We start from the raw sequence: 12614 nt of genomic DNA, 5'->3' as shown, positions 1-12614 counted from the left end.
GAGTGCGCGGCCATGCTGGGCACCGTCCCAGACTCTCGATTTCGGCGTCCCGTGAGCGGTGCCGTTTGACGTGAGGTCAGCAGTGGCCGTAGGGGGATGCTGTGACGGGCGTCGAGATCGCGATCGGGTACTTGTTCGCTTGGGCCGTACGAAAGGCTCGGCTCGCGGCCGGGCGCGCCGACGGAGAAGTCGACCGCATGGTGAACGCCGGCATGGATCGCCTGCACGAGGTCGTGAGCCGGAAGCTCGGCGACGACCCAGCGTTCCACCGGCTGACGGACGAGGCGGCGTCCGGTCACGAACTGCCGAGCGAACGGACCCGGCAGCGGGTCCGGCTCGCACTGGAGGAGGCCAACGAGACCGACCCGGACTTCGCCGTCGCTCTCGAGCGGGCAGTGGCGCACCTGCGGTCCGTTGCCCCGCAACCCGGAGCGCCGTCCGGCGGTGACCACATCGAGTTCCAGCACAACACCTTCCACGGCCCTGTGCAGGCCAAGGGCATCCAGCACATCGATCACGGTGACGCGTCATGACCGACGGCAGCCAGCGGCCCGACGGTCACGACGCCTTCCAATTCCACGACAACTCGTTCCGGGGCCCCTTCCAGACGGAGGGTGTCCAGCACAACAACTACTACAGCGGGCCTACGGCAGGTCCGCCGAAACAGAAGTGGTGGCGCCGCAGGGCAGCGAGGGCGATCGTCGCGGTGACGCTCCTCCTCGCGGCTGCCGGTGGGTATGGGGTCTACGTGCTGGCAAAGTCCATCAATGGTGGGAACGCCCAGGCGATCCAGGTTTCACGTCCGCTGGACCCCGGCAGCGCGACACTGCCGTCCTACGTCCATCTCCAAGCGCAGGAGGACTGCGCGTCCGACGTCCACTACTACGCGGAGACGGCGGCTGACTACGAGAAGGGCGACAAGCGCGGGCAGCGGAGCCTGGGACCCGTTGCCGTGGACATCACCAGTCAGACGTCTTCTGACGAAGCAGTTCTGCTGGTGGGAATGAGGGTGCTGGATGTGCAACGGCAGCCGCTCCCGACCACCGGCATCGCCGTCCAGGACGGTGGATGCGGCGGCCAGGTGGACGTCAGACCCTTCGCGACCGATCTGGCCAAGCCCGACCCGCCCATCTTCGCGGAGCCGTCCGGCGGACACCCACCGGCGAAGTTCCCGTACAAGATCTCTCCCGACGATCCTGAAGTGTTCAGGCTCGAAGTGCACAACACGACCTGTTTCTGTGCGTTCGCCATCGAGCTCGACTGGATCGCGGCGGGCAAGGCAGGCAAGACGATCCTGGACAACGACGGGAAAGGCTTCCTGTCTGCCGCGGCTCCCGCCATTGCCGCATACCAACTCGATTCGACCAGCCATCTCATGCCGACCACATTCCAGCAGATCCTGCCGTCACACGCGTAACAGACGTAACAGAGGAGTGGAACCGCCGTGGACACGGGTGACGCCCGTTTCAGAAGACGGCGATTGGGTTCACGGCGAGTCCGGTAGTGCCAGTGATGCGCGGCGGCGCCAGCACCAGCATGAAACTCGCACGCCCCAGCCGTCCGCAGACCTCGGCGAGCTCGTCCAGGTCCGCGGCGTCGATCAGCGGCAGACCGAGCCGAGCGAGGGCGACCTGGTGCATGGGCATGGGGAATTGGGCTGGTCGGGCGTCGCTGATGTCGCCGAGGTACACGCTCACACCGTGTTCGTCCAGCCATCCCACAGCGCTGAGGTCGAGGCCGGGTACCGGTTGGCCGAGCGGGCGATGGGTGTCCCATCCTCCCCGCACGGCCACAGCGTCTCCGGAAGACAGCACCGTGCCCGCACGATCGAGCGCGGCATCGAGATCGGTCGCTCCGATCCGCCGGTCGGGCGGAAGACTGCCGCCGTCGGGAGCCAGGTCCAGGAGCACGCCGCGGGTCACGATCCCGGCGCCGAACGGGTCCGCCGAGCCATGCGCAACGCCCGTCGGCGTCACGGCGTCCTGCACCGGTACACCGGGGTAGACGTGCTCGTCCACCGGCATGTGTGCCACGGCGTCGAGATGGGTCAAGGCGGCATTGTGCGTGTTGATGACGAGTGTGTCGGTCAGCGCCAAGGGCTTCGCCCCGTTGAAGTTCATGATCTGCAGCACGCCGGCCGGCATCACGGCAGGGCTGCCGACGGGGCCGAGTCCTGTGGTGAGGGGGACCGGGCGAATGCGGCGAGCCAGGCTGACGTGGTGGGCGTCGCGTACTTCGGTTGCGGCCCGCCTTCTTGCCGCCGCGTCGATCAGGTGGAGGGTGCCCAGTTGATCGTCGTCGCCCCACCGACCCCAGTTGCTCGGAAGTACGGCCTCGGTCATGGTTACTCCTTTCCGGCGGGACGCTGCTGCAGTGCCGTCCCGCTGCTGGGCCCGATGAGGGGGCTTGCTTCGTTGAACTAGCGAGCAGGGGGAGAGGGCGAAGTCAACTTCCCTCCGCTGCACGGGAGATGGAGGGGCGAGGCCGAGGCGGAGATCAGCCCGTGCTGCTCGTTCACGCACCCTGTTCTTCCGCCCCGACGGCTGTCTCGCAACGCCAACACCAACGCCATCGCCGATGCCAACGCCGGTGCCGAAGGCGGTCTTGTGCCCATGGCTGTGGCGATGCCGTCTCTACGCCTCTGCTCCGCTTCCGATCCGTCCCGCTGATGGCGCCTCACGCATGAACAGACCGGTCAGTCGGTCCAGCGCGGTGCGAAGGCTGCCGCCCCCGGTGCCGCGCGCGCTGAGATAGCCGTCGGGACGTACGAGGATCCAGTCGCCAGCGGCTGCGGCCAGTGTGTCCTGCACCCGGCCGCCGGGGTCCCACACGCCGCAGTCGACCCCGTTCGGCCGGCGCCGGCTGATCGTCACTCCGTTCAGCCAGGCCGGGAGCGACGTCGTCTCGGTGGCGATCGGGCCCTGGCCGGAGTCGTTGCCGTCGGCGAAGACGAGCAGGTGCCACGTCGGAGCCCGGAGCAGCGCGCGCAGTGCGGTCCAGCCGGGGGATTGAGCATCGGCCGCCGAGATCTGAGTGAGGCGTTGGCCAGGACGTGGGCCCTGATCCGCCCCGTCGTCCGGCACGGTGAGGGGGCTTTCGAGGTAGGCGATGCTCAGCCCCGACATGCTCCGAATAAGCCGACGCATGAACCCGTGATCATGACGCTCGGTGTCCCCGGTCTCCCTGCTGGACGTGTCGACCATGGCCGTGTTCATGACCTTCGCGGTGGAGGCAAGCAGGGCTTGGCCGATGGGAACCCGCTCGGCGTCGTAGGTGTCGAGCAGTGTGTCGTCGGCGTGACCGTGTACCACCATGGCCAGCTTCCAGGCCAGGTTGTACGCGTCCTGGATGCCGGTGTTCAGCCCCTGCCCCGACGCGGGCGAGTGGACATGGGCGGCGTCGCCGGAAAGGAGACACCTGCCGACGTGCATGGTGGGGACCGCGCGCTGCTGGATGGTGAACTTCGAGGCCCAACTGGGCCTGCTCACCAGGGTTTCGCGGCCCAGAGCCTGTGACAGTTTGGTGCTGAACTGTCGGGCGATCAGGTCGGGATGCGCAGGCTCGCCCGAACCGGTCGTGTCCAGAAGTCGCCACTTCCCCGGTTCCGGAAACGGAAACAGCATCAACGCGCCACCGGGCGGAAACAGCCAGTGCACCCCGTCCCGTTCCACATCAGTGTGCACGATCGCATCGGCGATCAGCCATGTGTGCGCGGCTTCGCCCGCCAGGGGGAGCCGGAGGGTCTTGCGGACTGTCGAGTGTCCGCCGTCGCAGCCCCACAGGTATCGGGCACGTACGGTCTCCTGCGCGGCGCCTGGGTGATCGCCGCTGCTCAGCACGGCTGTGACCCCGTCGGTGTCCGGCTTGAACGAATCCAGCTTGGTGTTCCACTCCACGTCGATCCCGGCCGACATGGCATGCGCACGCAGCACTCGCTCGGTGATGACCTGATCGATGTTGAACATGTACGGAAACGGGGTCACCAAGTCGCCGTAGTCGAAGTCGACCCGGGTCGTGCGGTCGGCCTGGTGGCGGACGAACGCGTTGACTCGCGTTCCGTGCGGAGCGATGTCGCCGAGGATGCCGAGCTGATCGTAGATCTCCAGGCTGCGGGCGTGGGTCCCCAGCGCGCGGCTGGTGGTGGCAGGTCCGGGTGCGGCATCCACCAGCCGAACCGACAGTCCCCACCGGGCCAGTTGCATCGCCGCCGTGAGACCGACCGGGCCCGCTCCAGCGACAAGGACGTCGACGGCATTGCTTGTCATGGCAACCGAACCTCCCCTGTGTCAGCTATGCTGACGCAGGAACATACCCCACAAGTGACAGGACCGCGAGCGATGAGCGCCAAGGAGAACGCCGGTACGCACCCGCCGCTCCTCACCCTCCTGCAGCGGGGGGCCCGTTGGTTCTCCGACGAGTTGATGGAGCGTTTGGACGCCGCGGGCGTGGACCCCATCACACCGGCGCACGCGGCGGTGCTCGCGCACCTGGACTCCAGCGCGTCGCTGAGCATCGCCGAGCTCGCCCGCCGGGCCGGCGTCACCCGCCAGACGATGCATCGCGCGGTCACGCAGCTTCTCGACGAAGGCCTGCTGGTCAGCACGCCGGGGCCGGGGTTCCCTCGCACTACCCTCATCGGCCTGACGGACGCGGGGCGTCGGCGTCGTGACGTGGCGTCAGGGATTCTTCACGACCTGGAGCAGACTCTGGAGCGTCAACTGGGTACTGAGGCACTGGCGGCTTTGCGTGACAGCCTGACGCGGGCCTGGCCGGCGTGAAGAAGTGGGTCGCCGACCAGGAAGCAGGACGGCATCGGACTGCGGCGGTCGCGGTCAGCGTGGGGTACCCAAATCCCCTTCCCCAGAAGTGCGTTGATGCTTAGAAGACCTGTGTTCTGTGCGTACAGGGCGTGATGTCGGCATGCGGCCCTACGGCTACCGATCCCGCCGGGGGCTCAGGGTCACTCGATGGTGAGAACGTCCCGTACCGTGCGACGCGGGGAGCGGGGACCGGCCGGACCGTATCCGATGCGGAGCATCACCTGTACGTACGGCATGGCGGAGAGCGGGTCTCGTACGGCCCACCGCAGGTCCTCGCGCTCGAGAGCTTCCGTGGTGACGTTGGCCACGAGATCGTGGTGCGTGGCCAGGAGCAGTACGTGCTGCAGGGCCTGGCCGACACGCAACCAGTCGGCGGGGGAGTCCTCGGCCGTGCCAAGCAGGGCCAATTGCGGGACCTGTTCGAAATCCAGGCAGCCGCGGTCGGCGACCGGCCGGCCGGTGGCGAAGTCGCGGATGGGGGCGGCGCCACTGCGACGACGCGGCGCGAAGGCGAAGTCGGGGACTCCGTCGACGGTCGTGTCCGACGGGATGGTCCCGACGCGGGTCCAGCGGGCGAGTTCCGCGATCTGCTCCGGGTCGTGTGCGTTCTGCGACTCCGCGTCCTGGGCCAGGTCCAACAGTGCATCCACGTGCCAGGGATGGGGGAAGTGGAGGGCCGCGCCCTCGCATGCCGCGGCGTCGCGGAGAGCGTCACGGACGGGTTCGGGTACGAGTGTCGGAGCGAACGGGTATCTGCTGGTGTGCCGCCTGGCGATGTCCTGACGCAAGGAGGCCAGGTCCCGAGTCTTCTGTGTGTCCCGGGGTGGATGCGCGTCCAGCCGCACCGCGGCGAGGAGTTCGGGCCGGTCCGGATCGGGCAACAGGGTCACCTCCGGGTCCAGGCCGGCGTCGGCGCAGGCCACCCGCAGGGTGAACAACGACGCGCCACACCCGATGTGCAGTGCCCGGCCCTGGGAGTCGGCGTACGGGACCGCGCGCCGTTCGTCGGAGTACAGCTCGACGGTGTTCGTCGCACGCAGGAAGAGAAACCGCCAGGGTTGGGCGTTGTGCAGGGACGGTGCGGCCGTGGCGGCCTCGATGAGCGCGGTCACGGCCGGAACGTCCAGGGTGGGGATGGTCCGTGGCATGGTGTTGCCCTCCTCGCCGAGGTCGGAGCGTGGCTGTGGCCCCATCCGTCATACGCCCCTGGGCGCGGGGGCCTGGCGGTCCGGGAATCCTTGGCGGGCCGCGCATTCGACCCCGGGTACGAACAGAAGCGGGCGGAACGACCGCCGTGCACAAGGGAATTGATCAGCTGTCAGTCGAAGCGCGCACTACGGCGACGGTGCATTGTGCGTACTGGACGACCTGTTGGCTCACGGAGCCCAAGAGCGCATTCTTGAAGCCGCCGTACCCGCGCGTGCCCACGACCATGGTGCGGGCGTCCTGTGACATCTCCACCAGGACGTGGGCGGGCGAGCCCTGCACGACCCGGGGGTGGACCGGGGCCGCGGGGCGGTCGCCCAAGGCCTCCTGGATGACCTCGGCCAACTTCTCGCGGGCCATCTCCTCCGGGCTGACCATGCCGGAGGCGAGCCCCGTGATCCCCATCCCGAGGGGATTGCGCGACCACTCCCAGCACATCACCGCGTGCACGCGCCCCTCGATGGAGGCGGCGTGCTCGACAGCCCACCGCAGGGCGTCCATCGAGTTGCGCGAGCCGTCCACACCAACCATCACCAGGGGTTTTCCGACCTCGCTCATGTCGTCCTCTCGCTTCGCTGTCGTACTCGACGGGCACTCGGGGGATCGAGGTATCAGTGCTGCGCCCGCCATGCGGTGTTGTCCGGGCTCACCCTCAGCCTCACCGTTGTGAACGGGTACTCACAGATGCCAAAGTCCTTCGCGGCAGGGCCACAGGTCCCGGCCGCAGCAGCCGTCGACCGTGCGGTGCGCACCGCCTCGCAGGTCCCCACAAATCCTGCCCGGCTTTGTCCGGTGCCGCCTGTCGAGATCGTCGCGTGGGACTGCAGGCTGCTCGGTCCCGGCGTCTCGAACTCGCCTTCGTCGTGCGCGGCGGGCTCGCCTCACGCCGGTCGTACGACTGTGCCCGGACTTGCGAGGTCGAGGGGTGTCCGCACGATCGCCGGCCGGGTTGACGGAAGCGCGGGTACGGGCAGCACGGCCGGCAACGACCGGGGCATGCGTTCCAGGACGCCGCCCGCGAAGACGTCGTACAGGGGCAGGGACTCCAGGTGCACGTACCCGATGTGGCAGTCGCACGTGGTCAGGGGGCAGGGACGCGGGGCGAGGGCGGTGCGGTAGGAACCGTCGTAGAGATTGCCCAGCTCGTCGCGTACGAAATGGCAGCGGCGGACCGTGCCGTCCCCGTCCACCGAGATCACGGACTCTCCGGTGCGGCAGGGCAGCCCGGCCGAGGCGTGCGGGTGGCGGCTGAGGGGGAAGAGCGGATCGAGCGCGGTCCACCGGGCGGCCTGTTCGTCCGTGTAGATGTGGCCTTCGGCGGCGTTCACCCAGAGGTACACCTGTTCCGGCAGTTCCTCGCGCAGCTTGCGGGCGGCCTCAAGGTGCTCGGGCAGGCCCACGACTCCGACGCTGAACCGCACGTTCAGATCGCGCAGTTGACGGGTCTTGGCCAGGAAGCGCTCGTGCGGTGTCTGCCCCGGGTGGTAGGTGCACCACAGAGCCACCGTGTCCCGGTCGGCTTGGTCGAGCCAGTCGGTTCGGCAGCTCAGGTTGGTCTGGATCGCCACGCGCCGCACGTGCGGTTGACGGGAAAGGCGCACCAGGGCGCGCTGGTACCAGGAGCGGGTGAGGCCCTCGCCCCACGGGGTGAAGAGCACGGAGAGGCGGTCTTCGCGCTGCGCTGCGACCCAGGCCTCGAAGCGTTCCAGAGCCGCACGGTCGGCGCGCAGCTGAGCCGTGGTGTCGCGGCGCTTGGCGAACGGACAGTACGGGCAGTCGTAATCGCAGGAGGCCAGCGGGCCGCGATAGAGGATGGTCAGGTCCACGGCGGCCTCACTTCAGTTCGTAGGCGGCCATGGCGTCCCGCACGGCCGGGGAGAAGAACTCGGGACCGATGGCATCGGAGTGGGCAAGCCCTTCGGCGGACAGGCGCAGCAGGTCGTCGCCGTCGCCGCGCAGCCAACCGCGCGCGGCGAGGACATCGAGTTCGGCGCGGAAGTCGTCCCAGGGATCGGCTCCGAAGCGCAGGCGGTAGTCCGCTCCGAGCAGTCCCTCGGCCTGGAGCAGGGACTGCAGCAGGTGTCGGCGCCGGGCCTCACCCTCGTCGACGTGCCGGCCGTGGAGGGCGTGGGAGAAGTCCTCGGTGGCGGTGTAGTCGTCGATGATGCCGCGGATCTCCCGCATGGAGACCGCGTAGTCGAAGGAGTAGTGCAGCGTCGAGGTGTACGAGCGGGCGCCACAGCCCAGGCCGATCATGCCGTCGGTCTGACAGGCGTAGTCGTCCGGGCCCTGCGGCGGGGCGTCGGCACGGCGGAACATCCGCATCGACACCTGCTCGTAGCCGTGGGACAGCAGATGGTCCCGGCCCTCCCGGTAGCGGCGCAGGCGCTGTTCGTCCCAGTCCCGTCCGGCGCGCAGCGGGTCGGCGTGCCGGCCGAGGCCCGTCAAGGGACGCACATAGAGCGGATAGAGGTAGATCTCCTCCGGCCGCCAGGCCAGCGCCGCGTCGAGGGACTGGCGCCAACTGGCCGCCGTCTGGCCGTCGATCCCATAGATCAGATCGATGTTGAGGACGGGAATACCCGCTTCACGGATGCGGGCGAGGGCTGCTTCCACGTCGGAGCGGCGCTGTGGCCGCGCGGCGGAGCGCGACTCCTCCTCGATGAAACTCTGCACCCCCAGGCTGAGTCTGGTGGTGCCGCGCGCGGCCAGTACGTCCAGGCGGTCCGTCGTCGCGGTGGAGGGGGAGGCCTCGACCGACAGCGGAACAGCACGGAGGTCCGCTCCCATCTCGTGCTCGGCGATGTCGCACAGCTGCTCCAGCTCGCGGGGCTTGAGGAACGTGGGTGTGCCGCCGCCGAACGCGGCGTTGACGAACCGCGGCGGTTCGTCGTCGCCGAGCGCCCCGCGCACCGCGGCGGCTTGGCGGCGCACCGCGTCCAAGTATCGGCCGGTCAGGTCGTCGGGCGCCCCGATGCGGGTGAACAGGTTGCAGAATCCACAACGGACCTCGCAGAACGGTATGTGCACGTACAGCGAGAGGGACCCACGGGACTCGCCTGCCCACAGGTCCTTCAGCGCGGGGCGCGGAGCGAGCGGCCGGTAGGCGGTCTTGTGCGGGTAGGCGTAGGTGTAGCTCTGGTAAGGGCGCGGAGCCGTGTGGGGCGGCGTGGCCAGGGGGGTGTGGGTCATGTGGTCGGCTCCAGGAAGAAGTGGCTGTACGGCACGGTCCATACGCAGTCGTGACCGAGGCGATGACCGGTGTAGCCGTCGTCGCCGTACGCGGTGCCGTGGTCGGAGCTGACGATGGCGAAGCAGCGGCGGCGGGAGCTCATGGCGTCGAAGAGCCGTCCGACATGGCGGTCGATGTACTCCAGGGCCGCAGCGTGGGATGCCCGGCTGTCGCCCGACTCGCGGGTCGCGCCGGGCAGATGGAACCAGTTGGGCTGGTGCAGGGCCGAGGCGTTGAGGAAGAGGAACAGCCTTTGTTCGGGCGGCAGTTGGGTCACGACCTTTTCGGCGCGCTCCACTTGGGCTTCGAAGGAGGCCGGGGAGGCCACCGAGAACGCGGGTTCCCAGTGGCTCTCCTGGAAGAATCCGGGCAGTACGTTGCCCAGCGCGCCCTGCTTGTTGAAGAAGCCGACTCCGCCGATGCACACCGTCCGGTAGCCACGGGCGGCGAGACCGGCCACCAGATGGGGGGCGTCGAAGACGAACGTCCGCCCCGCGGTGCTCTCGCTGCCGGCGAACCGTGCCGCGAACAGCCGTGGGTGCGGGCCGGGCGACGCCGGGGTGGGGAGGAAGCCCGCGAACATCGCTTGATGGGAGGCGTAGGTGAAGTTGCCCGGGGCGTGGCGCTGTTCCCAGGTGCCGCCGGGCAGGTGTGCAGAGAGGTTCGGGAGGCGGCCGGTGGCGGCGAGTTCGACGGCCACGTCGTAGCGCAGGGTGTCGAGCGTCAGCAGGAGGAGGTCGTCCCGCCCCACCACCTCGTTCATGTCCGGGATGTCGTACGGCGGGGGAGCGGTGTCCGCGGCGGCCCGGGAGGTCTCAGGGGTGGTCATGTGCTGTCCTCGGTGGTGCGTCGAGCGTGGTGGGTGGGGCGACGATGTGTCGAGCCGGGAGCGTGTGTAGTGGGGAAAGATGCGCGGGCGGCGCGGTGCGGCCGGACCGGACCGCGGCGATCTGGGCCCCGTAGGTGTCCAGACCCTCCGCGCCGCCGTCGGGCAGACCCGTCAGCCTCGGGAGGAGATCACCGAAGGCGTTGACCTCTCCCACGGCGAACCGACGCCAGCCCACGGCGGGCAGCAGGTCCACCCCGACGCACAGGGTGCCGGGGAAGCAGGCCGCGGCCCGCTCGCTGACGGCGAGGGCCTCCGTCCACCGGTCACCGGCCAGCGCGCGCACGGCCGAGAGGTCGCCGCGGGCGCCCCCCAGGTGCAGATTGGTGAGGGGGGAGCGGCTCGTCCGGACCACGGCATGGGTCGCGCGGCCGGCCACGACCACCACGCGCAGATCCGCGGATCTGCCGAGGAGCGAGGCCTTGGGCAGCCAGCGCTCGATGTGCAGCCCGTCCGGGGCGAGCGTGTCCACGATCGAGGCGATCTCCGTCTCGTCCGTGTAGCGGCGGATGCGCAGGGAGTTGTGGAGGCTGCCGTCCGCGGTGTGCTCCACGCTGGTGGTGACGGCGACGCGGCCGCTGCTGTTCGTCTGGACGGCGAACACGCCCGAGGCGGACGACCCGTGGGCGAGCTTGACGAACACCCGGTGCAACCCGGCCTCGCGCATGAGGTGCCGTACGCCGCTCCACCCCTCCACCGGTGCGAGCCCACCGCTGGTCGGTGACGGGGGTACGGGCACGCCCGCGCGGTCGAGACGGGCGTGGCACAGCCGTTTGTCGAAGAGCACGGCGAGATCCGCCGGGTCGTCGAGGCGGCGCCCGCCGCGCAGCGAACGGACGGCGCCGAGGAAGTTCTCGTACCAGCGTGCGGAACCCTCGACGCGGGTCTGCTCCTGGCTGCCGCGCAGGATTCGGTCCACCGCCGCGTTCTCGCCGGGCGAGTCCAGCCGTACCACCTCGTCGTCGCCGAAGTCGGCGCCGCCGTCCCGCAACACATCAAGCCACTCCACGACGCGTGGTGTGCCGTGGCCCGCTTCTCGTGCCGCCGCCGTGAAGAGTTCCGTCCGGCGGTTCTCCCCGTTGGCGACGACCGCCCATTTCACCGCCATGTGCCGTCCCCGCACCTCTGCCATGCCACGTCCTGGCCTCGTCGTCCTCGCGGCGTGGGCTATTCGCCCACGGCGACGAAGCGCCAGACGGTCCCGTCCTCCTCCTCGTCGGAGTCGGCGTCTCCCGCGTCGGCGTCGACCCTTACTCCGGCGGCCTCCAGTGTCTGCACGAGGCGGTCGCGCAGTTCCGGGCCGAGGTAGTTGTGGTGCAGATCGAGCGACTTGAGGTGGGTCAACGGCCGGCCCGACAGCAGCTCTGTGACACCGTCGTCCGTGAGGACACCCATCGAGATGTCCAGGTCCTCCAAGCGGGCCACGACGGGAGCCGAGGCGAGTGCGCGGCAGATGTCGTCCTGGATCTCGCTGTTGCGCAGCCCCAGCCGGCGCAGGCTGGGCAGCCGGTCGCCCGCGAGGATCGGGGCCAGGTCGGAGACCTGGCAGTCGCCGCCGTACTCGGATGTGCCGAGCCACAGGTCGAGGGAGACCAGCGCGGGCAGATCGCCGCCGGCGATACCGCGTACCGCCGCCACGGGAAGGCCGCCCGTCTCCACGGTGAGCGCGCGCAGCCGTTCGTGCCGCACGGCCGGAAAGACCAGCTCGTTGCCGCCTCGCACGCCGAACTCCTCCAGATCCGGGAAGGCGGCCAACAGGGGTGAGACGTCACCTTGAACGATCCAGGAGATCTCGCACTCCTCCATGACGATGTCACCGAGGAACAGGCCGCGCAGCGCGGGCAGTTGATCACGCGCGGCCACCAGCGCGTCGATCACCGCGTCCGGTGCCTTCTCGTACACATCGCTCCAGGCGCCGACGATCAGCGCGCGCACCCGTCGACTGTCCACGGCCGCGAGGAAGCGGGCGAAAGCCTCCGGCCACTCTTCCTCGCTGTCGTACGCGTCCACGGCGATGCGCCAGGCCACGGATTCGGCGGCGGGCAGGGGTGCGGCCGTCCCCGGTGTGTCGCCGGCGGCGGGAAACGTGAAGGCCGGCAGGCCGTGGAATTCCTTGAGGTGGCTGCCAATGGTCATGGGGACCGCTCCTTCGGGCTGTTTCCGATGCGTCGACGATGGGCCCGGCTCGATGGACCGAAGCCAGGTAAGGGAGTTGTACCAAGCCCCACTGACATCACCGCCAACAGGGGCGTCGCTCGATGGCCGCTCGGAGCTCGGTGGCCGCGCGGAGCAAGCGTGTTGGGCGCGGGGCGTCCGCGTGGCCGGAGCCCTTCCACTGAGGGGCATCCACCTGCCGCGGAGGCGGACGCGGAGACGGACGCGGAGACGGACGCCGCTCGGCGGGCGAGGCCGATATTGGGCAACTCGGGCGCCAACCAGGGGTGTTGGGGCTCGGCGGTCTTGATCGACG

The 12614-nt window shown here is 69.4% G+C and carries 12 protein-coding genes; 3 read left to right on the top strand and 9 right to left on the bottom strand.

All coding sequences use genetic code 11. The features are described 5' to 3' along the window. The first annotated feature begins 101 nt into the window (after positions 1–101). Positions 102–533, top strand: coding sequence for a chromosome partitioning protein (locus IE267_RS37775; RefSeq protein ID WP_189766366.1), 432 nt, complete (start codon positions 102–104; stop codon positions 531–533). Continuing rightward, a complete protein-coding gene (locus IE267_RS37770; RefSeq protein WP_189766365.1) occupies positions 530–1417 on the top strand; it encodes a hypothetical protein in 888 nt (295 codons plus the stop codon). The genes IE267_RS37775 and IE267_RS37770 overlap by 4 nt, the downstream gene beginning before the upstream one ends. Before the next feature lie 49 nt (positions 1418–1466). Here the strand turns inward: IE267_RS37770 and IE267_RS37765 are convergent, their stop codons facing one another. Together IE267_RS37765 and IE267_RS37760 are read right to left on the bottom strand one after the other, a co-directional pair. After that, complete coding sequence (locus tag IE267_RS37765) at positions 1467–2342, bottom strand: cyclase family protein (RefSeq protein WP_189766364.1); 876 nt, start codon at positions 2340–2342, stop codon at positions 1467–1469. A 291-nt stretch (positions 2343–2633) separates the two neighbouring features. Beyond that, complete coding sequence (locus IE267_RS37760) at positions 2634–4265, bottom strand: FAD-dependent oxidoreductase (protein ID WP_189766363.1); 1632 nt, start codon at positions 4263–4265, stop codon at positions 2634–2636. Positions 4266–4337: 72 nt separating this feature from the next. Between IE267_RS37760 and IE267_RS37755 the strand changes: the two genes are divergently transcribed. After that, positions 4338–4778 (top strand): MarR family winged helix-turn-helix transcriptional regulator, encoded by a 441-nt coding sequence (locus IE267_RS37755; RefSeq protein ID WP_189766362.1) that lies wholly within the window; start codon positions 4338–4340, stop codon positions 4776–4778. A 182-nt stretch (positions 4779–4960) separates the two neighbouring features. Here the strand turns inward: IE267_RS37755 and IE267_RS37750 are convergent, their stop codons facing one another. From IE267_RS37750 to IE267_RS37720, 7 genes are all read right to left on the bottom strand, one after another. Continuing rightward, positions 4961–5968 (bottom strand): Acg family FMN-binding oxidoreductase, encoded by a 1008-nt coding sequence (locus IE267_RS37750; protein WP_189766361.1) that lies wholly within the window; start codon positions 5966–5968, stop codon positions 4961–4963. Positions 5969–6131: 163 nt separating this feature from the next. Next, the gene (locus IE267_RS37745; protein ID WP_189766360.1) at positions 6132–6584 is read right to left on the bottom strand and encodes a universal stress protein; all 453 of its coding nucleotides are present in this window, start codon (positions 6582–6584) and stop codon (positions 6132–6134) included. Between the two features lie 323 nt (positions 6585–6907). Continuing rightward, positions 6908–7852, bottom strand: a complete 945-nt coding sequence (locus IE267_RS37740) for an STM4011 family radical SAM protein (protein ID WP_189766359.1) — start codon at positions 7850–7852, stop codon at positions 6908–6910. Positions 7853–7859: 7 nt separating this feature from the next. Beyond that, complete coding sequence (locus IE267_RS37735; RefSeq protein ID WP_167151021.1) at positions 7860–9218, bottom strand: STM4012 family radical SAM protein; 1359 nt, start codon at positions 9216–9218, stop codon at positions 7860–7862. Then, positions 9215–10021: an STM4013/SEN3800 family hydrolase gene (locus IE267_RS37730; RefSeq protein ID WP_189766390.1), complete on the bottom strand. Its 807-nt coding sequence runs from the start codon at positions 10019–10021 to the stop codon at positions 9215–9217. Before IE267_RS37730 ends, IE267_RS37735 begins: the two co-directional genes overlap by 4 nt. 52 nt (positions 10022–10073) lie before the next feature. Then, positions 10074–11276, bottom strand: a complete 1203-nt coding sequence (locus IE267_RS37725; protein ID WP_189766358.1) for an STM4014 family protein — start codon at positions 11274–11276, stop codon at positions 10074–10076. Between the two features lie 35 nt (positions 11277–11311). Further along, entirely contained in the window at positions 11312–12280 is a 969-nt protein-coding gene (locus tag IE267_RS37720) for an STM4015 family protein (protein WP_189766357.1), read from the bottom strand. Positions 12281–12614 lie beyond the last annotated feature (334 nt).

It is taken from the genome of Streptomyces xanthochromogenes (assembly GCF_014650455.1).
GTDB lineage: Bacteria > Actinomycetota > Actinomycetes > Streptomycetales > Streptomycetaceae > Streptomyces > Streptomyces xanthochromogenes.
This window is presented reverse-complemented; position numbering and strand designations above follow the sequence as displayed.

Bases quoted from the DNA above. Each gene is read 5' to 3' on its own strand.
- IE267_RS37765 (WP_189766364.1), bottom strand. From the start codon at position 2,342: ATGACCGAGGCCGTACTTCCGAGCAACTGGGGTCGGTGGGGCGACGAC.
- IE267_RS37730 (WP_189766390.1), bottom strand. From the start codon at position 10,021: ATGAACGAGGTGGTGGGGCGGGACGACCTCCTCCTGCTGACGCTCGAC.
- IE267_RS37750 (WP_189766361.1), bottom strand. From the start codon at position 5,968: ATGCCACGGACCATCCCCACCCTGGACGTTCCGGCCGTGACCGCGCTC.
- IE267_RS37755 (WP_189766362.1), top strand. From the start codon at position 4,338: ATGAGCGCCAAGGAGAACGCCGGTACGCACCCGCCGCTCCTCACCCTC.
- IE267_RS37760 (WP_189766363.1), bottom strand. From the start codon at position 4,265: ATGACAAGCAATGCCGTCGACGTCCTTGTCGCTGGAGCGGGCCCGGTC.
- IE267_RS37725 (WP_189766358.1), bottom strand. From the start codon at position 11,276: ATGGCAGAGGTGCGGGGACGGCACATGGCGGTGAAATGGGCGGTCGTC.
- IE267_RS37770 (WP_189766365.1), top strand. From the start codon at position 530: ATGACCGACGGCAGCCAGCGGCCCGACGGTCACGACGCCTTCCAATTC.
- IE267_RS37745 (WP_189766360.1), bottom strand. From the start codon at position 6,584: ATGAGCGAGGTCGGAAAACCCCTGGTGATGGTTGGTGTGGACGGCTCG.
- IE267_RS37720 (WP_189766357.1), bottom strand. From the start codon at position 12,280: ATGACCATTGGCAGCCACCTCAAGGAATTCCACGGCCTGCCGGCCTTC.
- IE267_RS37735 (WP_167151021.1), bottom strand. From the start codon at position 9,218: ATGACCCACACCCCCCTGGCCACGCCGCCCCACACGGCTCCGCGCCCT.